Source organism: Methylocystis silviterrae (genome assembly GCF_013350005.1).
Taxonomy (GTDB): Bacteria; Pseudomonadota; Alphaproteobacteria; order Rhizobiales; family Beijerinckiaceae; genus Methylocystis; species Methylocystis silviterrae.
Genome location: NZ_JABVWW010000004.1, coordinates 330,323 through 353,969, shown reverse-complemented (window position 1 = coordinate 353,969; position 23,647 = coordinate 330,323). Strand labels below are relative to the sequence as shown.

Genomic DNA, 23,647 nt, shown 5'->3' with positions numbered 1-23,647 from the left:
CGGCGTCGTGCTTCAGCTGCTGATCAACATTCAGCGTCTGATCGGCAAGGAAGGCGTCGCCCTCCTGACCGAGTAATTGAGACTGGCGCGCCGCTCGCCGTGGCGGGCGGCGTCTGGTCCGGAGCTTTTCGCGAAAACAAGAGAGCTTTTGCCTGTCGCTTTCGCGCGTGGGTTGGCTTGTTGCGGTCGAGCAGGGGTCTTCGGGCTCTGGGTCGATCGGGGGCGAAGGGCTTCAAGCGATGCGGCCGGCGGGAGCTCCGCCGTCCGGGCGCCGGCGGCGGGAAGGCCTGCCGGAGGCCATAAGGAAAGAACTCGGGCTTTACGGGTTCGAGAAACACCAAGGAGAAGAGTGATGTCACAATCGAAAAGCGGGGGGGCGGTCGGTCCGTTCAACTCCGTCGCCGAGGCGGCGGGTTGCGTTCAGACGGTCGACTGGATGCTTCTTGTTCTTCTGTTCTTCGCCGTTCTTGGCGGCTACCACGTCCACTTCATGCTGACGGCGGGCGACTGGGACTTCTGGGTTGACTGGAAGGATCGTCGTATGTGGCCGACGGTCGTGCCGATTCTCGGCGTGACCTTCTGCGCCGCGGCGCAGGCGTTCTGGTGGGTGAACTTCCGTCTGCCGTTCGGCGCGGTGTTCGCGGCTCTTGGCCTGCTGATTGGCGAGTGGATCAACCGCTACGTCAACTTCTGGGGCTGGACCTACTTCCCGATCAGCCTTGTGTTCCCGTCCGCTCTGATCGTTCCGGCGATCTGGCTTGACGTGATCCTGCTTCTGTCGGGCTCCTATGTGATCACGGCGATTGTTGGTTCGCTGGGCTGGGGTCTGTTGTTCTACCCGAACAACTGGCCGGCGATTGCGGCGTTCCACCAGGCGACGGAGCAGCATGGTCAGCTGATGACGCTTGCGGATCTGATCGGCTTCCACTTCGTCCGCACGTCGATGCCGGAATATATCCGCATGGTCGAGCGCGGCACGCTGCGCACCTTCGGTAAGGACGTTGTGCCGGTTGCGGCGTTCTTCTCGGGCTTCGTCTCGATGATGGTGTACTTCCTGTGGTGGTTCATGGGCCGTTGGTATTCGACGACCAAGATCATCGACACGATCTAAGCCACGTCGCGGGCTGCGGCGCTGAACGGGCGCCGCGGCGGCCTGCAAGAAAGAAGAGCGGCGGGCTGGGAGCTTTTTTTGAAAGCTAAGGTCCGCTGCGAGAGACAAGACCGGTTGGCGCGCGAGGCGGCGGCCGGGAAGAGGAACCTGGGAGGTTTATCGATGAAAAAGTTCGTCAAGCTCGCCGCGATTGGCGCGGCGGCGGCTGTGGCGGCGACCCTGGGAGCTGTTGCTCCTGCGTCGGCGCACGGCGAAAAGTCTCAGCAGGCGTTTCTTCGGATGCGCACGTTGAACTGGTATGACGTTCAGTGGTCGAAGACGACGGTGAACGTCAATGAAGAGATGGTGCTGTCGGGCAAGATCCATGTGTTCTCGGCCTGGCCGCAGGCGGTCGCCAATCCGCGCGTGTCGTTCCTGAACGCCGGCGAGCCCGGTCCGGTTCTGGTTCGCACGGCGCAGTTCATCGGCGAGCAGTTTGCGCCGCGTTCGGTGTCGCTTGTTCCTGGCAACGACTACGCCTTCTCCATCAACCTGCGCGGTCGTCGCGCGGGCCGTTGGCACGTTCATGCGCAGGTCAACGTCGAGGGCGGCGGTCCGATCATCGGCCCCGGCCAGTGGATCGAGATCAAGGGCGACATGAAGGACTTCACCGATCCGGTGACGTTGCTTGATGGCTCGACGGTCGACCTCGAGACCTACGGCATCAGCCGCGTTTACGCGTGGCATCTGCCGTGGCTCGCGGTTGGCGCGGCGTGGATCCTGTTCTGGTTCGTTCGCAAGGGCATCATCGCTTCGTATCTCCGTGTCGCCACCGGCAAGGTTGACGAGCAGGTGACCGACGACGACAAGCGGATTGGCGCGATTGTGCTGGCGTTGACCATTCTGGCGACGATCGTCGGCTACGCTGTGACCAACTCGACCTTCCCGCGCACGATCCCGCTTCAGGCGGGCTTGCAGAAGCCTCTGACGCCGCTCACGACGGACGGCACGGCGGGCGTCGGCAAGGAGCGCGTGACGGCCGATCTGAACGGCGGCGTCTACAAGGTTCCTGGCCGTGAGCTGACGATCAACGTCAAGGTCACGAACACGACCTCCGAGCCGCTTCGCCTTGGCGAATATACGGCGGCCGGCCTGCGCTTCCTGAACCCTGACGTGTTCACGACGAAGCCCGACTTCCCGGACTATCTGTTGGCCGACCGCGGTCTGTCGACGGACGCGACTCCGATCGCGCCGGGCGAGACGAAGGAAATCGCCGTGAAGGTGCAGGACGCGCGTTGGGACATCGAGCGTCTGTCTGACCTGGCTTACGACACCGACAGCCAGATCGGCGGCCTCTTGATGTTCTTCTCGCCGACGGGTCGCCGCTTCGCGGCCGAAATCGGCGGACCGGTCATTCCGAAGTTCGTCGCCGGCGATATGCCCTAAGCGATACTGACGAATTGAAATAAAAGCCCCCGGCCCAAAAGGCCGGGGGTTTTCGTTTGGAGCCGCCCCGCGCGGCTTGTCGCGCAAACCAAGCGCGGCTTCTTATGACGACGCGCCTTCCCGCGCGAACTCTGACGACGTGTCTTCTGCGCGATGACGCTGCGCCGAGCGTCGAGAGGCGTTCGGCAGGCGCCCGGCGAAATCCCGCGTAACGCGAACATTTGCGCCTTTGGCGCTGTGCTGCTTCTATTTCCCTGTTTCTACTGGCGCTTGTTTCATCAAGCGCCGCTCACTATAAAATACGGGGGAGTTAACGCTGCCTCGTGACCGGCGGAGCATTTGAGCGCCGCCGAGAGGCCCGCGCCCCTTCCATCGCCTCGGCATTGCGCCTGAGGAGCCCACGGCGAGCACGATGTCCGACCTCTCCGAAGTCTTTCGCGCCGGCGCGGCGAACGCTTGGATTTTTGCGCCGAGCGCGGTGGCCTTGGGCGCGCTGCACGGACTCGAGCCCGGCCACTCGAAGACAATGATGGCGGCGTTCATCGTCGCGGTTCGCGGAACCGTGGCGCAAGCGGTGCTGCTTGGCGTCGCGGCGACAATTTCCCATACGGCGATCGTCTGGGCCGTGGCGCTGACCGGGCTTTATGTCGGCGCACAACTGAACGTCGAAGCGAACGAACCCTATCTGCAGATTGTCTCTGGCGCGTTGATCATCGCCGTCGCTGTTTGGATGATGTGGCGAAGCTGGCGCGATATCGCAGCCGCAGCAGCCGTGACGGCGCCCGCGCATGAGCGCGGACGGCTTCCGGCCGGCGCCAGCGCGGCGCATGGCCACTCGCACGACGGCGCCCATGTTCACGGGCATGTTCACGGCGATGTTCACGCCCATGTTCACACCGATGACGGCGGCGTTCCGCATAGCCATCAGGAAGAGGAATTCGAGCGCGAGCTTCTCGACGTCGATCCCACCGTCTACGCTGACGCGCATGAGCGCGAACATGCGTTGGATATCGAGCGGCGCTTCGCCAGTCGCCGGGTGACGACCGGACAGATCATCCTTTTCGGCCTGACGGGTGGGCTCATCCCCTGTCCCGCATCGATTACCGTGCTTCTGCTTTGCCTGCAGATCGGCCGCATCGGGCTCGGCGCGCTGCTCGTGCTCTGCTTCAGCGTCGGTCTGGCGCTGACCCTCGTGCTTGTCGGGGTGGCGGCGGCGCTCGGCATGCGTCACGCCGCGTCGCGCTGGCCAGGATTGGAAGCGCTGGCGGCCCGCGCTCCGTATGTTTCAGGCGCGATCGTCGCCGCGGTCGGCGCCTATACGATCGCAGTGGGCGCAGCCGCGCTGGGGTAGCGTTATTTGCCGAGGTGAAACGCCGACTTCGTCACCTTTGCGGTGATCGGCGCGTCGAGGAAAAAGTCGAGCACGGCGTCAACCCTGGGATCGACGGCGTAGGTCGAGAAGTCGGTCATGCCTTCTTCCGCCAAAACGCTTACGTCGATGAAGAAATTGCCGCTGCAGCTCGTTGCTGGACGAATGAGAATGGCGTGCGCGGCGTCTGCGACGATCTCGGGCTTTCGGGACCGGCGCAGCAGTTCGTCGCCGCCGAGAAGATTGCCGACGGCGGCCGTCGCGATTGCGGTCTCCGGCCATAGCGAATTCACGGCGACGCCGTCGGCTGCGAGATCCCGTGCAAGGCCGAGCGTCACGAGGCTCATCTCATATTTCGACATTGTGTAGGCGAGGTTGGGAGAAAACCACTTCGGGTTCAAATCCAGCGGCGGCGACAGCGTCAGGATGTGCGGATTGGCGGATCGGCGCAGATGCGGCAGCGCCGCCTTGCAGCACAGATAGGTTCCGCGCGCGTTGATCTGATGCATCAGATCGAAGCGCTTCATCTCGAGCGCGTCGATCCCGCGCAGATCGATGGCGCTGGCGTTGTTGACGAGGATGTCGATCCCACCGAAGCAGGACGCGGCCTGACTGACCGCCGCCTCGACCTGATCGTCGAAACGGATGTCGCAGGGCACGGCGAGCGCCTGTCCGCCCGCTGCTTCGATCTCCGCCGCCGCTGTGTAGATCGTGCCGGGAATTCTCGGGTTTTCGGTCACGCTCTTCGCCGCGACGACGACATTCGCGCCGTCGCGCGCAGCGCGCATCGCGATGGCGAGGCCGATGCCTCGGCTCGCGCCCGTGATGAAGAGCGTCTTGCCGGCGAGCGAGCGCGTCGTTGTAGGCGTCATGGCGCGCTCCCGCCGTCATTCGTCGTTGAAAGCGCGCGCCGCTTCACGCGGCGACCTGCGCCGGATAGCCCGCTTCGCTGATCGCCTTGGCGAGCGCCTGCGCGTCTTTCGGCGCCGGCGTCACGTCGACCTTGCCGGTGGCGAGATCGACCTTCACGTCGGCGTTCGGCTCGACGGCCTGCACCGCCTTGGTGACATGCTTCACGCACATATTGCAGGTCATGTCTTGCACATTGAACGTTGTCATTGCTTCCTCCTTGAATTCCTTATCCTGCGCTTGCGTTTCGATCGGCCTCGCTTGCGCGCCAACGTCGGCGCTTGCGATGACCGGAGCTTTGAAGCGGCGCAGGCGCAGCGCATTGGTCAGCACGAAAACGCTCGACAGCGCCATGGCCGCGGCGCCGAACATCGGCGAGAGCAGCATGCCGTTGACGGGATAGAGCGCGCCCGCCGCGACCGGTATGAGCACGACATTATAGCCGAACGCCCAGAACAGATTCTGCTGGATGTTGCGCATCGTCGCGCGAGAGATCGCGAGCGCCGCCGGCACCTTGGCGAGATCGCCCGACATCAGCACCACGTCGGCGGCTTCGATCGCAATGTCGGTTCCCGTGCCGATGGCGATTCCGGCGTCTGCGGCGGCGAGCGCCGGCGCGTCATTGACGCCATCGCCGACGAAGGCGATCCTGTTGGCCTCGCGCAGGCGTTCGAGCGTCGCGACCTTGCCGTCAGGAAGGACGCCGGCGACGACCTCGTCAATTCCGAGTCTCGCGGCGATGGCTTTCGCCGTGCGCGCGTCGTCGCCGGTGATCATCGCGGTTTTCACGCCGAGCGAATGGATCGCGTCAATCGCGGCGCGGCTCGTCGGCTTCAGATCGTCGGCGACGGAGAGTATGGCGCCAAGCTTGCCGTCGACCGCGACGTAAAGCGGCGTCTTGCCTTCCTCGGCGAGCCTCTGGGCGTCCTGCGCGAAGGGTGAAGCGTCGACGCTGAGCGTCGTCATGAAGCGCTCGGCGCCGATGGCGACGGTCTTGCGGTCGACGAGTCCCGTGACCCCCATGCCGGCGATCGATTTGAACTCGGCGCAGGGCGAAAGCGAAAGGTCCGCGGCCTTGGCCGCGACGACCAGCGCCGCGCCGACGGGGTGTTCGGACTGCGCCTCGACGCTCGCGGTAAGCCGCAGAAGCTCATTCTCGTTCTTGCCGGGCGTCGCGACGAGATCGGTCAGCCGCGGCTTGCCATACGTCAGCGTGCCGGTCTTGTCGAAGGCGATGAGGGTCACGTCGCGCAGCGTCTGCAGGGCTTCGCCCTTGCGAAACAGCACGCCGAGCTCCGCCGCCCGGCCGGTGCCGGTCATGATCGCCGCCGGCGTCGCCAGCCCCATGGCGCAGGGGCAGGCGATGATGAGCACGGCGACCGCATTGACGAGCGCATAAGTCAGTCGCGGCTCGGGACCGATCAGCATCCAGACGACGAAGGTCAGCACCGCGACGGCGAAAACAGCGGGGACGAAGACGGCGGTGACGCGGTCGACCATCGCCTGAATCGGCAGTTTGGCGCCCTGCGCCTGCTCGACCATGCGGATGATGCCCGCGAGCGTCGTATCGGCGCCGACGCGGGTGGCGCGAAACGAAAACGCGCCGGAGCCGTTGACGGTCGCCCCGGTGACGGCGGCGCCCAGCCGTTTTGCGACAGGCGCCGGCTCGCCGGTGACCATCGACTCATCGACATGCGACGAGCCCTGCGTGACGACGCCGTCGGTCGGAATGCGCTCGCCCGGCCGCACCAGCACGATATCGCCGACGCGCACGTCGTCGATATCGACGTCGACAATCGCGCCGTCGCGCTCGACGCGGGCGGTCTTCGGCTGAAGCCGCGCCAGCGCGCGGATCGCCTCCGACGTGCGGCCTTTGGCGCGCGCCTCAAGATAGCGGCCGAACAGGATCAGGGTGACGATGACGACCGCCGCCTCGTAATAGACATGCACCGAGCCGGCCGGCAGCAGATGGGGCGCGAAGGTCGCGACGACCGAATAGAGATAGGCGCTGAGCGTGCCCGTGGCGACGAGCGCGTTCATGTCGGGCTGGCGCCGCAACAGCGAAGGAATCCCCTTGAGGAAGAAAACCAGGCCCGGTCCAAACAGCACGACGCTGGCGAGCAGGAAGGAAATCTCGCGGATCCTTGCCTCGCCGATCACGCTCATCGTCCAGTGATGGACGGCGGGAATCAGATGCCCGCCCATTTCGACCACGAAGATCGGCGCGGTCAGAATGGCGGCGACGATGAGGCGGAAGCGCAGCGCGCGCATCTCTTCCTCACGTCGCATCCTCTCGCGATCGGCGCCGCCGGAGTCGGTTTCGATCGCTCGCGGCTCATAACCGGCCTGTGAAATCGCGCGGCGCAGGCGGTCTGTCAGGCCAGGCCCGGCGAGCGCGCGCACGGTCGCGCGTTCGGTCGCGAGATTGACTTTCGCTTCCATCACGCCTGGAACGGCGCTGAGCGCCTTTTCAACATGGGAGACGCAGGAGGCGCAGGTCATGCCGCCGACGCCAATCTCAATCGTCTCGACGAGCGCCTCGTAGCCCGCGTCCGAGACCGAATTTACGAGTTGCGTGAGACTCGCCCCCGGCGCCAGCGAAACTTCCGCCCGTTCAGTCGCGAGATTGACGCTGGCGGCGTTAACGCCCGGCGTATGCGCAAGCGCCTTCTCGACATGCGACACGCAGGAGGCGCAGGTCATGCCCCGGACGGTGAAGTCAAGGCGTTCGCCGCCCGGTAAAGGAGCTTGAGCGTTCATACTTGCCGCCTCATTCACAACGCCCTCAATGCATCAGTTTAAAGCCACCGCCGCGTGCGCGCCATATAGGACCGATAATCGTCGCCAAATTTCTCAAGTAGATGCCGCTCTTCGGGCTCGATCGCCAGCTTCGTCAGCCCAAAAGCGAGAACAGGCGTTAACAACAGCGTGAAGGGCGAGCCGAGGAACAGACCAAGTCCAAAGATCAGGGCGACATGAGACACATAGATCGGATTGCGGGAAAAGCGGAACGGCCCCTCGGTCACGAGAAAGGACGCGGCGCGATGCGGCATGATCGTTGTTTGATGGCGCGAGAGGATGCGAAAGCACCAGACGTCATTCGCCAGTGCGAGGACGACGATCGCTGCGCCGGCGAGCTGCGGCAGCGGGGAGGAAGCGCGATCGATGAGCGAAGCCCCTGTCGCGGCGTCGAGCGCCAGCCCGGCGGCGAGCGTCATCGCCATCAGGATCGGCGGCCACGGAATGCGGGAGGGTGATGCATTTGCGCCGAGCTGCGCGTTCATTGCGGCTCCTATCGGTGGAAAACGCTTCTCTTTAGATCGCGGTTCGGGGCGCTCGTTTCAAGTTCGCCCTTGTCAAGGGTGGCTTGACGGAGGTCCCGCAGGCTGTCAAGATCGGCTTGACGCCCGATCGCCCTGGACATGCGAGAGCTGTCATGCTGGCCTTGCCCAAACGTAAGCTGCGCTGCTCATTCTGCAAGAAGTCGGAGACGCAGGTCGCGCGGCTCGTCGGCGGCGCAGCCGGCGGCTACATTTGCGAAGATTGCGTGGGGGTCTGCAACACCATCCTTGACGCCGCGCCTTCGCCGTTCAAAAGCTGGGACGACCTCACCGACGAGCAGCTGTTGACCTCGATCAAGGCGAGCGAGGCCAGCGTGGCGGCGCTGCATTCACTGATTCACGCGCAAGTCGCGGCGCTTCGCAAACGCGAGGTGAGCTGGACGGCGATCGGCAAGGTCCTGGGCGTTTCCCGACAGGCCGCCTGGGAGCGTTTCTCCTGATCGAGCATCGGCACTTCATGCTTGAGCGCTACGCGCAAGATCTTGCGAGCCTCGCCGCGCGCGGCAGACTGCGCGCGCTCGCTTCGCGCGCCGGACTGGATTTCGCGTCGAATGATTATCTGGCTTTGGCCGAGTCGCCCGAACTCGCCGCGGCCGTGACGACGGCGCTCGCGCGCGGCGTTCCCGTTGGCGCCGGCGGTTCGCGGCTGTTGCGCGGCAATCATCCGGAGCATGAAGCGCTGGAAGAGGACGCGGCGCGTTTTTTTGGCGCGGAAAGCGCGCTGTATTTCAGCGGCGGCTTTACCGCCAACGAAGCGCTGCTCTCGACGGCGCCTCAGCGCGAAGATCTCATACTCTATGACGCGCTCGCGCACGCCAGCGCCCATGAGGGCATGCGATTGGCGCGCGCGCCGAATGCGAAGTTCCGCCATAATGACGTCGGCGCCGCCGAGGACGCGATCCGCGCCTGGCGCGAAAAAGGCGGACGCGGGCGAATCTGGATCGTCGTGGAAAGCCTTTACAGCATGGACGGCGACAAGGCGCCGCTCGATGATCTGTTCGCGCTCGCCGAGCGAAACGAAGCCTTCCTCCTGATCGACGAAGCGCATGCGACGGGCGTCTATGGTCCGGGCGGCCGCGGACTCGCCGCGCGTTTTGAAGGCGCGGAGAACGTCGTCACTTTGCATACATGCGGCAAAGCGCTGGGAGTCGCCGGCGGTCTGCTCTGTCTGCCGCGCGTCCTGCGCGACTTCATGGTCAACCGCTGCCGGTCCTTCATCTTCGCGACTGCGCCTTCGCCCGTTATGGCCGCTTGCGTGCGCGCGGCGCTCAAGATCATCGAAGCGGCCGACGATCGGCGCGCCGAGCTGATGTCGCGTATCGATTTCGCCGGCGCCGACCTGCGGCGGCTCTGCGCAATCGCACCTTCTGGCAGCCAGATCCAACCCATCATCGTCGGCGCCGACGTCCGCGCGACGACTCTTGCGTCGCGCATGCAGGCGCATGGCTATGACATTCGCGCCATTCGTCCGCCAACAGTGCCGAACGGCTCTGCTCGCTTGCGCATCGCGCTGACGCTGCATGCGAGCGAAGATGACGTCGCGCGTATGATCGCGCATCTTGGCGAAGAACTCGCGAGGCTCGAACCATGAAGCGCCGCTTCGTGATCGTGGGAACGGATACGGGCGTCGGGAAAACCGTCGTCTCCGCCGCGATCGTCGGGGCGCTTAACGCCTATTATTGGAAGCCGGTGCAGTCGGGTCTCGATGGCGAGACGGACTCGCAGATCGTCGCGCGTCTTTCGGGCGCGCCGGCTGAGCATATTTTCCCAGAAGCCTGGCGGCTGCGTCGACCGGCCTCGCCGCATCTTGCCGCGCGCGACGAGGGCGTCGAGATCGCCGCCGCCGCGCTGAATCCGCCGCCGTGCGACGGTCCTCTGATCATAGAGACGGCCGGCGGCGTGCTGACGCCGCTCAGCGACCGCGCGTTGACGATCGACGTGCTCGAACGCTGGCGCTTGCCCGTCATACTCGTCGCGCGCACGCGTCTCGGCACGATCAATCACAGCCTGCTCACGCTCGAAGCGTTGCGCAGACGCGGAATCTCGATCACCGGAATCATGTTCGTCGGCGACGCCGACGCCGACGCGCAACATTCGATCGAGACGATCGGCGGCGCGCGCATTCTTGGCCGCCTGCCAAAGCTCGATCCCCTGAATAAAAAAACGCTCGGCGCGGCGTTTAACGCCGCAATCGCGCGCGACGCCTTCGGGAGCGGCGCGTGAGCCTCGTCACAGAGTCCCCGGTCTGGCGGCCGTTCACGCAGCATGCGCTGCAGCCCGGCGCCGTCAAGATTGCGCGCGCCGAAGGGGCCTGGCTCGAAGCCGAAGACGGCAAGCGCTTTCTCGACGCCATCTCGTCCTGGTGGGTGATCACCCACGGCCATCGCCACCCTGCCATCATGCAGGCGATCCGTGAAGAAACCGAATGGCTCGATCAGATCATCTTTGCCGGCTTCACCCATGAGCCGGCGGAAGCGCTGGCGCGGCGCCTTGTGGCGCTGACGCCGCCGGGCCTCGACTATGTGTTTTATTCCGACAGCGGCTCCACCTGCGTCGAAGTGGCGCTCAAGATGGCGCTCGGCTTCTGGCGCAATCGCGGCGAGACGCGCACGCGCATCGTCGCGCTCGAACACGGCTATCACGGCGATACGATCGGCACGATGTCCGTCGGCGCGCGATCGCCCTTCAACGCGCCTTACGAGCCGCTGCTCTATGAGGTCTCGCGCATTCCCTTCCCCACGCGCGGGCGCGAGCAGGAGACGCTCGACGCGCTGGAGCGCGCCTGCCGCGACAGACCCGCCGCCTTGCTTGTCGAGCCGCTGATATTGGGCGCGGGCGGCATGCTCATCTACCGCGCCGATACGCTTGCGGAGATGAAGCGCATTTGCGCGCATTACGGCGTGCTGTTCATCGCCGACGAAGTGATGACGGGCTTCGGCCGCACCGGAACGCTCTTCGCATGCGAGCAGGCGGGCGTCGTTCCGGACATCGCCTGCTACGCCAAGGGCCTCACCGGCGGCGCCCTGCCGCTCGCCGTCACCATGTGCAAACGCGAAATTTTTGAGGCGCATTTATCGCCGGAGCGCGCCCGCGCCTTTTTTCATTCCAGCTCCTACACCGCCAATCCGATCGCCTGCGCGGCGGCGCTCGCCAATCTCGACGTCTGGGCGACGGGCGAACCCGCCGCCCGCGTCGCGGCGCTATGCGACATGCAGGCGACGCGGCTTGCGCGCTTCGCGTCCGACGCGCGCTTCTCGAACGCGCGTCGGCTCGGAATCATTACGGCGCTCGATCTCAATGTCGCGGAGGGCGGCTATCTTGCGACGATCGCGCTCGATCTCATGCGCTTCTTCAATGCGCGCGGTCTTCTGCTGCGCCCGCTCGGGCCGACGATCTATGTCTTTCCGCCATACTGCGTCGAGGCGGCCGAACTCGATCTCGTCTATGACGCGATCAGCGAGGCGGCCGATTGCTTCGGCGCATCTGCATAGTGCGATCGTCAGCGTTTGAGTTCGGTTCTTACGCTCTTGCCGCGTCCCTCATCGGCGACGGTATTCTTGCGCGCGAGAAATTCGTCCTTGAGCGCGCGCCGCAAAATTTTGCCGACGGTGCTCTTGGGCAGGCTCTCGCGAAATTCGTAATGACGCGGAACCTTGTAGCTCGTCAGTTGCTCATGCGCGAAAGCGCGCAACTCTTCGCGCGTGAGGCTCGGATCGCGCGCCACGACGAACGCCATCGGCGCTTCGCCGGAATGTTCATTCGGCACGCCGATGACAGCTACTTCCTTCACCTTGGGGTGTTCGACGAGGACCGATTCGACTTCGTTCGGATAGACGTTGAATCCCGAGACGAGGATCATGTCCTTCAACCGATCGACGATCTTGATGAGCCCGTCCGGCGCCATCACCGCAATGTCGCCAGTTTTGAGAAAACCGTCGGCGGTCAGGGCTTTCGCCGTCTCATCCGGCCTGCGCCAGTAGCCGCCCATCAACTGCGGCCCCTTGACGCAGAGTTCGCCGCGCTCGCCAAGGGGAACGGGCTCGCCCTCGGGCGAACGCACCGAGATTTCCGTCGACGGCGCCGGATAGCCGATCGCGCCCGTGAATTCGGCGATCGTCGGCTTATTGATCGTCACGATCGGCGACGTTTCGGTCAGTCCATAGCCTTCGACGATCGGCTTTCCCGTCAACGCCTTCCACTTTTGCGCCACGACCTCCTGGGTCGACATGCCGCCGGAGATGGTCAGGAGAAGATTGGAATAGTCGACCGAGCCGGCGGCGGAATGGTCGGCGATCGCCGCGTAAAGCGTGTTGACGCCGGAGAACAACGTGAACGTCGATTTTCGTAGCGTCGCGATCAGGCCCTTGATGTCGCGGGGATTGGCGATCAGCAGGCAGCAACCGCCGGTCTTCACCACAAGCAGCAGGCAGGCCGTCAGTCCAAAAATATGGTAGAGCGGCAGCGCCGTCACCATGATCAGCGGCTTACCTTCGAGGTAGGGCTTCAGCCAGGTCCACGACTGTTCGACATTGGCGGCGACGTTGCGATGCAGCAGCATGGCGCCCTTGGCGATGCCGGTCGTGCCGCCGGTGTATTGCAGAAATGCGATATCGTCCGGCCCGATTTGCGGCGGCTTGAATGGCTCCTCGGCGCCCGCTTGCAACACATGCGCGAAGCCGACGCAGCCGGGCAGCCGATAGCTGGGGACCATGCGTTTGACCCAGCGCGAGACGAAATTGACGATCAGTCCGCGCAGCCCCATCAGATCTCCGGGCTTCACGATCACCGCACGTTCGACTTTCATGTGCGGCCAGGCGGCGGCCGCCGTATGCGCGAAGTTTTCGAACACGAACAAGAAGCGCGCGCCGGAGTCGTTCATCTGGTGCTCGAGCTCATGCGGCGTGTACAGAGGATTGACGTTCACAACGACGCCGCCAGCCAGCAAGACGCCAAAGAGGGTCGCTGGATAGGCGAGGACGTTGGGCGACATGATCGCGACCCGATCGCCTTTTCTTAATCCGCGCGTCTGCAGCCAGGCGGCGACGGCCACCGCGGCGCGGCCGAACTCCTCGAAGGTGAGCGTCGCGCCGAAACTCTCCATCGCCGGCCGCTCGGCGAATTCCGCAACGCTCGCGTTGAACATATTGACCAGCGTCGAATAGGAAGATTCGTCGATGTCCGCCGGGACGCCAGCGGGGTAGGACGAAAGCCAGGGCCGCTTGACGTAAGGGTCCTCTATTTTTTCTGCGCTGGTCATGTCGTCCTCGACTTCGCGGGCGTGAAGCGCGCGACGCGAATCGTCCGCTGCGCCTGTGTGTTCTTGTTCAAGATAGCGCGTCTCGCGTCGAATGAGGCCATCCCCGCCGCAATCATTATGTTGCGTCGCCGCGAGCCGCGTTACGCCGTCCCGGGTGGCGCCGGCCCGAGGCCGAAGAGCAGCGAAACGCCGAGCGCCAGAACGAGAATTGCGGCGACGAACTCGCCGCCGCGGGCGATGATGACCGCGCGCCGTGAATCCTTCGCGCCAAACCGCACCGCGGCGCTCTTGGCGTAAACAGCCGTCGCGGCGAGGGCGCTCGTCGTCATCGCCGTTCCCGCCGACATGGCGATGACCGCCCCGGCGCCGGCGACGAAAAGCCCCTGCGACAGTGTGAACGCCAGCACCAGAATCGCCCCCGAGCAGGGGCGCAGGCCGGCGGCGACGATAGTCGCGGCGGCGTCGGCGAGGCGAAACTTCGGTCCTCCCAATGTCGAAGGGTCCGGCGCGTGGCGGCAGGTCGCGTCATGCACATGCGTCGGGTCGTCGATGGCCTCGCAAACGAAGCCGCGCGCCGTCGGGGCGATTGCGGGCATGCGGAGGGCGGCCGATAGCGCGTGGCCTTTCACCCAGGCGAGGCGCGCGCCGAGCGCCGCGACCGCCGCATAGCTTGCAAGCTCGATGAAGTGGGTCGCGTCGCTCATCTGATTCGCGGTCGCCCGGAACAACGCCGCCGCCGCGCCGACGACGGCGATGGCGACCAGTCCTTGCAGCAGCGCGGCGAGCGCCGCGAGCAGCAGACCGCGGCGCAGCGCCGTTTCATTGGCAAGCATGTAGGATGCAAGCACCGCTTTGCCGTGGCCGGGTCCGGCGGCGTGAAAAGCGCCATAGGCGAAACTCGCCGCAGCGAGCGCGAAGAACGCGGAAGGATCGGTCTTCAGCGCGCGCACGGCTGCGTGCAGCTCAGCGTGGAACTTGCTTTGCCATGCCAGGATAAGCCCGGCGACGCCTGTCGCCGCCGCGGTCGATTCTTGCGCGCCGACCGCAAATGGATGGCGCGGCGCGCCCCAGGCCGATGCGGCGGCGATCACGGCCAGCGCCGCGGCGGTCACGCCGAGCCAAACCGCCCTCTGTCCAATCTTCACGGACAGGCCACGATCGCGCGCGTCGCCAGCTTCATGCCGAAATCGGCGCCTGGCGACAGGTTCTGAAAAAACGCTTCGCTCAGTTTCTGGTTTTCAGTCGCCACGAGCGGCGCAGGTTCGACGAGACTGAGCGAGCATCCGCCCGGCGCTCCGGCGAGCGTCACGGGATCTTTCTTCTCGAGTCCGAAGGAGACGAAATAGGTGGGGTCATAGACCTGAAAGGAGAACGGCTTCTTCGCCGCGATCGGCGTCTCCAGCGGCAGGAAGAAGCGCAGGGTGACGATCTTCTTGTCATTGGCTTCGAGCGCCACATTTTCCGGCTGCTTGAACGCGAGCTTGGCGCTGTTCTGCTTGGCGAAGGTGAAAAACTCGAATTCGGCCAGCGACTCGACGTTCGTCCTGGCGAGCGGCGCAAGTTCTTCCCGGGTGGGCGGCTTGCCGTCCTTGCCCAGCCCCTGCACCGCATAGGCCGAATACATCTCGTCGAATTCCCAGGCGTGCCGAACGCCCGCGATCTTGCCGTCTGGCGCGAATACGACTTCGCTGCGCACCGCGACCCAGACATGCGGATGGGCCGAGGCCGCGCCAATCCCCGTCGCCATGGTCAAAAGGATGAGAACCGAGTTGATTTTCAGCTTCATGCGAGTCTCGCGCTTAGGCGGCGAAGGCGGCGAAAACGCGGCGCAGGCTCCCGCTTCGAGCCTGTGCATGCTAGCAGATCCGTCCTTGAAAAGGCGCTTCCGTGTGGCATAAGGTGGCGGATATAGAATCGGCGCTACTGGGCGCCTCTGCGGCGGAAGGCCGCGACCAGCTGGGTCTTTAAACCGGATTCGTTCACGGGTTGATCCTTGCTTTAGCGTGTGAGCGCAAGAGTCCCAAGCGCGCTTCGCCCCGATTTCTCGCAGGAGAGCAGTAATGGCAGACATAGCCGCCGGCGACGCAAAGACCGGCTCCGCCTTCGCCGAGGCGTCGCTCTCCGATCGATTTGATCTCGACAGGTCGCGCGTTCTAATCACCGGCACCCAGGCGATCGTGCGTATGCTCCTTATGCAGAAGGAGGCGGACCGCCGCGCCGGACTGAACACCGCGGGCTTCGTCACCGGCTACCGCGGCTCGCCGCTCGGCGGCGTCGACGCGCAGATGCACAAGGCCAAGGCGCTCTTCGACGCCAATAATATCTTGTATATGCCCGGGCTCAACGAGGATCTCGCCGCGACCGCCATCTGGGGCGCGCAGCAGGCCGAGATGCGCGGCGAAGGCAGATACGACGGCGTCTTCTCGCTCTGGTACGGCAAAGGTCCAGGCATCGACCGCAGCGGCGACGCCTTCCGCCACGTCAATCTTGCCGGCACGTCGCGCCATGGCGGCGCGCTGGCCCTCATGGGCGACGATCACACCGCCGAATCCTCAACCACCGCGCATCAGTCCGACTACCATTTCGTCGATGTGATGATCCCCATCCTGTCGCCGGCCGGCGTGCAGGAAATTCTCGATTACGGGCTTTACGGCTTCGCCCTGTCGCGTTTCGCGGGCGTGTGGGTCGGTTTGAAGCTCCTCAAGGATACGGTCGAGTCGACGGCCTCGATCGACGGTTCGCTCGACCGCATCCGCCCGATCGTCCCCCCATCTTTCTTCTTGCCGCCGGGCGGCCTCAACATCCGCCCCGGCGATCCGGTTCTCGCGCAGGAAGAGCGGATGCAGGAGAGCAAGCGCGACGCGATGCTCGCTTTCATTCGCGCCAATCGGTTGAACCGCATTATTACGTCCGGCGGCGCCAATCCGAAGATCGGCGTCATCACCGTCGGCAAGTCCTATCTCGACGTGCGCCAGGCGATGGACGATCTTGGCCTCGACGAGGTGAAGGCGAACGATCTCGGTCTGCGCCTTTACAAGATCGCCGCGCCCTGGCCGCTGGAGCCGCAGGGTCTGCGTGAATTCGCCCGCGGCCTCGACCTCATCATCGTCGTCGAGGAAAAACGCTCGCTCATTGAGGTGCAGCTGCGCGAGGAACTGTACGGCGCGCCGCATCAGCCGCTCTGCATCGGCAAGAAGGATGAGCGCGGCGAATGGCTGTTCCCGGTCAAAGGCGCGCTCGACTCCAATGACGTCGCCATCGCCATCGGCCGACGGCTTTTGAAATATCATTCGCTCGATGAGCTGGAGGCGCGCGTGCGCCGGCTCGAGAAGCTGCAGGATCGCCGCCGGACGATGACTGACGTCACCGTTCGCGTGCCGCATTTCTGCGCCGGCTGTCCGCATTCGACCTCGACCCATGTGCCCGAGGGCTCGCGCGCCTACACCGGCATCGGCTGCCATTACATGGCGCAGTGGATGGACCGCTCGACGGAAGGCTACACCCATATGGGCGGCGAAGGCGCGAACTGGATCGGCGAAGCGCCGTTCTCGACGCGCAAGCATATGTTCCAAAATCTCGGCGACGGCACCTATAATCATTCGGGATCGCTCGCCATCCGCTTTGCCGTCGCGACCAACACCAACATCACCTTCAAGATTCTCTTCAACGGCGTCGTCGCGATGACCGGCGGCCAGAAGCATGAAGGCGAGCTGACCGTCGAAACGATCGCGCGGCAGGTCGCGGCCGAAGGCGTGCAGAAGATCGCCCTTGTCTCCGATGAGCCTGGCAAATATGCGCCGACGATCGGCTGGCCGCCGGGCCTGACGATCCATCATCGCAATGTCCTCAACGAAGTGCAGCGCGATCTGGCGCAAACGGACGGCGTCACCGTACTGATCTATGATCAGACCTGCGCGACGGAAAAGCGTCGCCTGCGCAAGCGCGGGTTGATGAACGATCCGGATTCGCGCGTCATCATCAACGAACTCGTGTGCGAGGGCTGCGGCGACTGCGGCACGGCGTCGAACTGCGTCGCGGTGCAGCCGGTCGAAACCGAATTCGGCCGCAAGCGGCGCATCGACCAGTCCGCCTGCAACAAGGACTTTTCCTGTCTCGAGGGGTTCTGCCCGAGCTTCGTCACCGTACATGGCGGGCGCATGAAAAAGGCGCCGCTGCCCTCGACGCAGGACGACGGCGGACTGCCGGCGTTGCCGGAGCCTGCGATCGCCGAGATCGGCGCCGTGCCCTACGGCGTTCTCATCGCCGGGCTTGGCGGCACGGGCGTCGTCACTGTATCCGCCATTCTCGGCATGGCTGCGCATCTCGAGGGCAAAGGCGTCGGCGTCATTGACATGGCCGGCCTCGCGCAGAAGGGCGGGGCGGTCTATTGCCACGTGAAGATCGGCCGCGCGCCGGCGGACGTTCACGCCATCCGCATCGCTGCGGGCGAAGCCGATCTTCTGCTGGGCTGCGACCTCGTCGTCGCCGGCGCGAAACAGGTGCTCGCCGCCGTCGAGCAGGGCAAGACGGCGGTGCTCGTCAACAGCGCCGAAGTGTTCCCTGGCGATATCGAGCGCAATCCCGACTTCGTGCTGCCTTCGGAAGAGATCAAGCAGGCGATCCGCCGGGCCGCAGGGCCGGAGTCGACCTTCATCGACACCACGGCGCTGGCGCAGGCGCTGCTCGGCGACTCGATCGCCGCAAATATTTTCATCCTCGGCTACGCTTGGCAGAAAGGCTATCTGCCGCTGTCGGAGGCGGCGATCCTGCGCGCCATCGAACTGAACGGCGAATCCGTGCCGATGAATCAATCGGCCTTCTTGTGGGGGCGGCGCGCCGCGCATGATCTGAGCAGCGTGCTCGCCACCGTTAAGTCGCTGCGCCAGCCCAATGGCGATCGCGAGAAAGCGAAGACGCTCGAGGAAATCATCGAACGTCGCGCGGCTTTTCTCGTCGGTTACCAGAACGAAGCCTACGCCGCCCGCTTTCGCGCGCGCGTCGAAAAGATCGCGAGGCTGGAAGCTTTGCGCGCGCCAGGCTCGCGCGAACTCACCGAGGCGGTCGCCCGCTATCTCTTCAAGCTGATGGCGGCGAAAGACTATTATGAGGTTGCGCGGCTATACACAGACGGCGCTTTCCAACGTCAGCTCGAGGACACTTTCGAGGGGGATCTGCGCCTCGAACTGCATCTTGCGCCCAACTTCCCGTCCCTTCAGCGCAAGACCGACTTCGGCGGCTCGCGCAAGATCACCTTCGGTCCCTGGATGTTCAAGGTGCTGCGCGTGTTGGCGAGGATGAAGACCTTGCGCAACACATGGTTCGACGTCTTCCGTTTCGACCACGACCGGGTGGTCGAGGGCAGGTTGCTGAAGGATTACGAAGCGCTGCTCGATGAATTTTCTGCTTCGCTGACGCGGGAAAACCACGCGGGCGCCGTGGCGCTGGCGCGCCTGCCGGAATACATCCGCGGATTTGGCCACATCAAGGCCCGCCACATCGCGGCGGCGGACGCCGAGCGCGAGCGGCTCATGGCCGAATATCGCCAGCCAAGCGCGGTGAAACTCGCTGCCGAGTGAGTCCGCCGGGATTAAGCGGTGATATAAATCCGACCGCCAGCGCCTCGGGATTGTCATTCCCGACAGGCCAAAGGCCTGATCGGGAATCCAAAAGCGACAAGACCAGGCTCGGATTTGGCCCTGGATTCCCGATCGCGCTTCCGCGCGTCGGGAATGACATCTGCGAAGCGGTAATCAGTTCTTCTACGATGTGAGTGAATGGATCGATGGAATTCGGCGTGAGACAGGCGGATTCAACGCCATCTCTTTTCTCCGCAGCGATCGAGCATCGCCGCGCGCTTGTGCTCGGCGGCTCGAGCGAAGCGCGCGCGCTTGCGACGCGTATCGCCGCCGACCCGCGTCTCGACGGCGTCATTTCGCTTGCCGGACGCACCAGCGCGCCGATCGCGCATGATCTGCCGGTTCGCGTGGGCGGCTTCGGCGGCGTCGAAGGATTGACGCGCTATCTCGTCGAGGAGCGCATTTCGCATGTCGTCGACGCGACGCATCCCTTCGCCGCGCGCATCTCCGCCAACGCCCGGGCCGCCTGCGCCGTCGCCGGCGCGCCGCTGCTCGTCCTGACGCGCCCGCCATGGATCTGTGCGCAGGGCGATCGCTGGATCGATGTCGACGACAACGCCGCGGCGGCGCGCGCGCTCGGCGCGGCGCCACGCCGGGTCTTTCTCGCGATCGGCCGGCAGGGCGTCGCCGATTTTCGCGCCGCGCCGCAGCACGACTACTTGCTGCGGGTGATCGAGCCGCCGCAGGCCGGCGATCTGCCGCCGTCCTGCGAGGTGATCTTCGGCCGCGGTCCCTTTGCGCTCGAGGATGAGATCGCGCTGATGCGCGACAGGCGCATCGAGATCGTCGTCACCAAGAATAGCGGCGGCGCGCTCGCCTACGCGAAGATCGAAGCGGCGCGGACGCTCGGGCTTGACGTCGTCATGATCGCGCGTCCGGCAAGCGCGGACGCCGCAACGACGCATAGCATCGACGCGGCGATGGCTTTCCTCGCTTCATGAGCCGCACGCTGATGATTCAAGGCACGGGTTCAGACGTCGGCAAGTCGCTGCTCGTCGCCGGGCTCGCGCGCGCCTTCGCTAATCGCGGCGTCAGGGTCGCGCCCTTTAAACCACAGAACATGTCGAACAACGCCGCGGTGACGAGCGACGGCGGCGAGATCGGCCGGGCTCAGGCCTTGCAGGCGCGCGCCGCGCGGCTTACGCCTCGCATCGACATGAATCCCGTGCTGCTCAAACCGCAAGGCGCCTCGGGCGCGCAAATCATCGTGCAGGGACGCGTCGTCGGCCAGGCGAAGGCGCGCGACTATCAGGATTTGAAGCCGCGCCTGATGCGGCCTGTGCTCGAGAGCTACGCGCGGCTGAAAGCTGAAGCCGAGCTTGTCATCGTCGAAGGCGCCGGCAGCGCCGCCGAAATCAATCTACGCCAGAACGACATCGCGAATATGGGCTTCGCCCGCGAAGCCGACGTTCCGGTCGTGCTGGTCGGCGACATCGACCGCGGCGGCGTCATCGCGCAACTCGTCGGCTGCAAGGCGGCGCTCGGCGATGACGACGCGGCGATGATCGAAGGGTTTATCGTCAACAAGTTTCGCGGCGACGCCTCGCTGTTCGACGATGGCCTGCGTTTCGTCGAAGCGCGGACCGGCTGGCGTTCGCTCGGCCTCGTGCCTTTTTTCGAGGCCGCCGCGAGGCTTCCGGCGGAGGACGCATTCGGGTTGCGTATGCGAGGCCACGATCAGCGCGATGGCGTGACGATCGCCGCTCCGCTGCTCCCGCATATCGCCAATTTCGACGATCTCGATCCGCTGAAAGCCGAGCCCGGCGTGCGCGTGGTCTTCCTCAAGGATGGAGAGCCGCTGCCGCCGGAAACGCAGCTCGTCATCCTGCCGGGATCGAAAGCGACGATCGCAGATCTCGCGGCGCTGCGCGCCAATGGCTGGGACATCGACATTCTCGCGCATGTGCGCCGCGGCGGCCGCGTTTTCGGCATTTGCGGCGGCTATCAGATGCTCGGCCGCGTGATCCGCGATCCGCTCGGCGTCGAAGGCGCCGCCGGCGAAGCGCAGGGATTGGGTCTCCTCGATATTGAAACGACGCTGACGGGAGAAAAAGCGCTGGACCCGGTCAGCGGCCATGCGCCGCTTTTCGACGCGCCGTTCTGCGGCTACGAAATGCATGTTGGCGCAACCACCGGTTCCGACTGCGTGCGGCCGACGCTGCAACTGGCGGATGGTCGCGCGGATGGCGCGATCTCGCGCGACGGCCGTGTGGCGGGCGCCTATGCGCATGGGATTTTCGCGGACGATTGCTTGCGCGCGTCGCTGCTGCGAACGCTCTGCGCGCCGCAATCGTCGCTGCGTTACGAGGAGTCGATCGAAGAGACGCTCGACGCGCTTGCGGCGCATTGCGCGCGCCATATCGATCTCGACGCGCTGTGGGAGATGGCGCGATGACGGCGCATTCCGCAATCGGCGCGCCGCCGCTCGTCGCGCATGGCGGGCGACTCGACGCCGCGCGCCGACTCTATCCGAACGCGCCGCAACCCTGGATCGATCTGTCGACGGGCGTCAATCCGCGCGCCTATCCGCTGCCGCCGCTGGCCGATGAGGTTTTCACGCGCCTTCCCGACGATGACGCGTTCGCTGCGCTCGACAGCGCCGCGCGGCGCGCTTATGGCGCGCCCTCTGGCGTGGAAATCGTCGCGGGCGGCGGCGCGCAAGCTTTCATTCAGCTGCTTCCGCGCGTTTTCCCGGCCAAACGCGTCGCGATCCTCGGCTTCACCTATGCCGAGCACGCCGCCTGTTGGGCCGCAATGGGCGCGCGGGTCGATACGGTGGAAACATTAGATGCGCTTGCAGGCGCCGATGTCGGCGTGATCGTCGCTCCCAATAATCCGGACGGACGCGTGGTCGGGCCGCAGGACATTTTGTCCGCCGCCACGCAAATGTCGCAAGGCGGTCTGCTGATCGTCGATGAATCCTTCATGGATTTTACGCCGGAAGGGAGCGTCGCGGGTTTCGCGCAGAATGAGAGCCTCGTCGTGTTGCGCTCCTTCGGCAAGGCTTATGGGCTTCCCGGATTGCGGCTCGGCTTCGCGCTCTGTTCGCGCCTGCGCGGGGCGAAGCTGCGCGCGGCGCTCGGACCCTGGGCGGTTTCGGGGCCGGCGCTCGCCATCGGCGCCCACGCGCTTGCGGATGACGTATGGCGCGCGAACGCCGCGCGAGCCAGCGCGGGCGACGCTGCGCGCCTCGACGCGCTACTGACGCAAGCCGGTTTTCACATCATGGGCGGAACGACGCTGTTTCGGCTGGCGGCGAATCCGCAAGCCCCCCGCCGGTTTGCGCGTCTCGCCGCGCGCGGCATATTGACCCGAGCCTTCGCCGGAAAGCCAGACTGGCTGCGGTTCGGTCCGCCGCCAAACGAGTCCGCCTGGGCGCGGCTTGCCGCGGCGCTGGAGAGCGTCGATGGCGGCTGAAGCGCCGAAGAAGACGGACGAGAAGCCAGCGGATCTGGCGCCCGCCGCAGCCTTCAGCGAGGCCGAGCGCGCCGCGATCTACCGCGTCATCTACACGCGCCGCGACGTGCGTGACGAGTTCCTGCCTGACGACGTGCCGCGCGAAGTTTTGCTGCGCATCCTTGACGCAGCGCACCATGCGCCCTCCGTCGGTTTCATGCAGCCATGGAACTTCATCATTATCAGGGACGTCGAGAAGCGACGCGCCGCCTATGCGGCCTTTCAACGCGCCTGTGAAGCCGAGGAGCAGGCGCTGGAGCCGGAGCGTCGCTCGCTGTATCGCAGCCTCAAGCTGCAGGGCATCGTGAAGGCGCCGCTCAACATCTGCGTCACCTGCGATCGCGCGCGGTTCGGCGCGACCGGGCTCGGGCGCACGCAGCAGCCGGACACCGATATCCTCAGCACCGCCTGCGCTGTTCAAAATCTATGGCTGGCGGCGCGCGCCGAAGGCGTCGGCGTCGGCTGGGTAAGCATCGTCAGGGAGGCCGATCTGCGCCAGATCTTCAGGATTCCCAATGAGATAGCCATCGTGGCCTATCTCTGCGTCGGCTATGTCGCGCAGGCCTACAAGCTGCCGGAGCTCGAAGCGAAACGCTGGGCTTCGCGTCTGCCGTTGGAGAATCTGATCTTCGAGGACAGCTGGGGAGAATTGGCCGTCCACAAACCCGCCTTAAATAACTGAAAGGCTAAGTCCGGCTTTCCTGTGGACTTCGATCGACAACCTGTTAGCGTAGTTCGCTTTTTAGCGTGACGCGTGAAAGGGTTGGAGCGTAGGAACCGCCTGATAGTCGAAGCTCCAATTAGGGGGCGTCGGAGACGCGAACATGGCGCTGGTTAATTTGGAACAGCTGTTCGAGAAAGACTTCCCCCTCGCCAACAACATCATTCTCACCGTCACGGAAGTGCCAGACTGCGAAGAGCAGCTGCTGAAACTGTTCGAACGCGCCATGCTGCGCGGCTTCGACAATCACGCGCGGCTGACGCAGATTCAGTTGCCGATGGAGCGCTTCCCCGATCTCGATTCGAAATTCTGGCACATTCCGATCGAGGATTGCGGCGCGGCCCAGGTGTTGCGCTTCTTCTTCGAAACCCCGCAAACGCCGGCGCACTAGATCACGCTGCGTTTAGGCGGAATCGCCTAAA

At 64.9% G+C, this 23,647-nt stretch carries 19 protein-coding genes; 13 read left to right on the top strand and 6 right to left on the bottom strand.

All coding sequences use genetic code 11. The features are described from left to right. Window positions 1-352 precede the first annotated feature (352 nt). The 3 genes from amoA (at window position 353) to HUN39_RS06945 (ending at window position 3,887) form a co-directional block, all read left to right on the top strand. On the top strand, window positions 353-1,111 hold the full coding sequence (gene amoA / locus HUN39_RS06955; RefSeq protein ID WP_014892304.1) for a bacterial ammonia monooxygenase, subunit AmoA: 759 nt from the start codon (window positions 353-355) through the stop codon (window positions 1,109-1,111). A gap of 162 nt (window positions 1,112-1,273) precedes the next feature. Further along, the gene (gene amoB / locus HUN39_RS06950; RefSeq protein ID WP_175093725.1) at window positions 1,274-2,536 is read left to right on the top strand and encodes a bacterial ammonia monooxygenase, subunit AmoB; all 1,263 of its coding nucleotides are present in this window, start codon (window positions 1,274-1,276) and stop codon (window positions 2,534-2,536) included. A 412-nt stretch (window positions 2,537-2,948) separates the two neighbouring features. After that, on the top strand, window positions 2,949-3,887 hold the full coding sequence (locus HUN39_RS06945) for a nickel/cobalt efflux transporter (RefSeq protein WP_175093724.1): 939 nt from the start codon (window positions 2,949-2,951) through the stop codon (window positions 3,885-3,887). A gap of 2 nt (window positions 3,888-3,889) precedes the next feature. Here the strand turns inward: HUN39_RS06945 and HUN39_RS06940 are convergent, their stop codons facing one another. Genes HUN39_RS06940 through HUN39_RS06930 form a run of 3 tightly spaced genes read right to left on the bottom strand, consistent with a single transcriptional unit; the run spans window position 3,890 to window position 8,098 of the window. After that, on the bottom strand, window positions 3,890-4,777 hold the full coding sequence (locus HUN39_RS06940; protein WP_175093723.1) for an SDR family oxidoreductase: 888 nt from the start codon (window positions 4,775-4,777) through the stop codon (window positions 3,890-3,892). A gap of 43 nt (window positions 4,778-4,820) precedes the next feature. Beyond that, window positions 4,821-7,574, bottom strand: coding sequence for a heavy metal translocating P-type ATPase (locus HUN39_RS06935; RefSeq protein WP_175093722.1), 2,754 nt, complete (start codon window positions 7,572-7,574; stop codon window positions 4,821-4,823). A gap of 38 nt (window positions 7,575-7,612) precedes the next feature. Further along, window positions 7,613-8,098: a methyltransferase family protein gene (locus HUN39_RS06930; protein WP_175093721.1), complete on the bottom strand. Its 486-nt coding sequence runs from the start codon at window positions 8,096-8,098 to the stop codon at window positions 7,613-7,615. A 152-nt stretch (window positions 8,099-8,250) separates the two neighbouring features. Between HUN39_RS06930 and HUN39_RS06925 the strand changes: the two genes are divergently transcribed. The 4 genes from HUN39_RS06925 to HUN39_RS06910 are packed head-to-tail and all read left to right on the top strand — an operon-like array spanning window position 8,251 to window position 11,646. Further along, window positions 8,251-8,595, top strand: coding sequence for a ClpX C4-type zinc finger protein (locus HUN39_RS06925; protein WP_175093720.1), 345 nt, complete (start codon window positions 8,251-8,253; stop codon window positions 8,593-8,595). A 17-nt stretch (window positions 8,596-8,612) separates the two neighbouring features. Then, window positions 8,613-9,746 carry an 8-amino-7-oxononanoate synthase gene (locus tag HUN39_RS06920; protein ID WP_175093719.1) on the top strand — a complete coding sequence of 378 codons (1,134 nt, stop codon included), beginning with the start codon at window positions 8,613-8,615 and terminating at the stop codon, window positions 9,744-9,746. Then, window positions 9,743-10,378 (top strand): dethiobiotin synthase, encoded by a 636-nt coding sequence (bioD, locus tag HUN39_RS06915; RefSeq protein WP_175093718.1) that lies wholly within the window; start codon window positions 9,743-9,745, stop codon window positions 10,376-10,378. The genes HUN39_RS06920 and bioD overlap by 4 nt, the downstream gene beginning before the upstream one ends. Beyond that, window positions 10,375-11,646 (top strand): adenosylmethionine--8-amino-7-oxononanoate transaminase, encoded by a 1,272-nt coding sequence (locus HUN39_RS06910; protein WP_175093717.1) that lies wholly within the window; start codon window positions 10,375-10,377, stop codon window positions 11,644-11,646. Before bioD ends, HUN39_RS06910 begins: the two co-directional genes overlap by 4 nt. Window positions 11,647-11,654: 8 nt before the next feature. Here the strand turns inward: HUN39_RS06910 and HUN39_RS06905 are convergent, their stop codons facing one another. The 3 genes from HUN39_RS06905 to HUN39_RS06895 all read right to left on the bottom strand — a co-directional run bounded on the left by HUN39_RS06905 (window position 11,655) and on the right by HUN39_RS06895 (window position 15,267). Continuing rightward, window positions 11,655-13,412, bottom strand: coding sequence for an AMP-binding protein (locus HUN39_RS06905; RefSeq protein WP_175093716.1), 1,758 nt, complete (start codon window positions 13,410-13,412; stop codon window positions 11,655-11,657). A 140-nt stretch (window positions 13,413-13,552) separates the two neighbouring features. After that, complete coding sequence (locus HUN39_RS06900; RefSeq protein WP_175093715.1) at window positions 13,553-14,557, bottom strand: nickel/cobalt transporter; 1,005 nt, start codon at window positions 14,555-14,557, stop codon at window positions 13,553-13,555. Continuing rightward, window positions 14,554-15,267 (bottom strand): DUF1007 family protein, encoded by a 714-nt coding sequence (locus HUN39_RS06895; protein WP_175093714.1) that lies wholly within the window; start codon window positions 15,265-15,267, stop codon window positions 14,554-14,556. The genes HUN39_RS06900 and HUN39_RS06895 overlap by 4 nt, the downstream gene beginning before the upstream one ends. Window positions 15,268-15,472: 205 nt before the next feature. On the opposite strand from HUN39_RS06895, the gene HUN39_RS06890 reads away from it, so the two are divergent. The 6 genes from HUN39_RS06890 to HUN39_RS06865 all read left to right on the top strand — a co-directional run bounded on the left by HUN39_RS06890 (window position 15,473) and on the right by HUN39_RS06865 (window position 23,616). Next, window positions 15,473-18,988, top strand: a complete 3,516-nt coding sequence (locus tag HUN39_RS06890) for an indolepyruvate ferredoxin oxidoreductase family protein (RefSeq protein ID WP_175093713.1) — start codon at window positions 15,473-15,475, stop codon at window positions 18,986-18,988. A 206-nt stretch (window positions 18,989-19,194) separates the two neighbouring features. Next, window positions 19,195-19,989, top strand: a complete 795-nt coding sequence (locus tag HUN39_RS06885) for a cobalt-precorrin-6A reductase (RefSeq protein WP_175093712.1) — start codon at window positions 19,195-19,197, stop codon at window positions 19,987-19,989. Then, entirely contained in the window at window positions 19,986-21,443 is a 1,458-nt protein-coding gene (locus HUN39_RS06880; RefSeq protein WP_175093711.1) for a cobyric acid synthase, read from the top strand. The genes HUN39_RS06885 and HUN39_RS06880 overlap by 4 nt, the downstream gene beginning before the upstream one ends. Further along, window positions 21,440-22,465, top strand: coding sequence for a threonine-phosphate decarboxylase CobD (cobD, locus tag HUN39_RS06875; RefSeq protein WP_175093710.1), 1,026 nt, complete (start codon window positions 21,440-21,442; stop codon window positions 22,463-22,465). Before HUN39_RS06880 ends, cobD begins: the two co-directional genes overlap by 4 nt. Beyond that, entirely contained in the window at window positions 22,455-23,186 is a 732-nt protein-coding gene (bluB, locus tag HUN39_RS06870; protein WP_175093709.1) for a 5,6-dimethylbenzimidazole synthase, read from the top strand. Before cobD ends, bluB begins: the two co-directional genes overlap by 11 nt. Window positions 23,187-23,328: 142 nt before the next feature. Beyond that, a complete protein-coding gene (locus tag HUN39_RS06865; RefSeq protein ID WP_175093708.1) occupies window positions 23,329-23,616 on the top strand; it encodes a hypothetical protein in 288 nt (95 codons plus the stop codon). The last annotated feature ends 31 nt before the right edge of the window (window positions 23,617-23,647 follow it).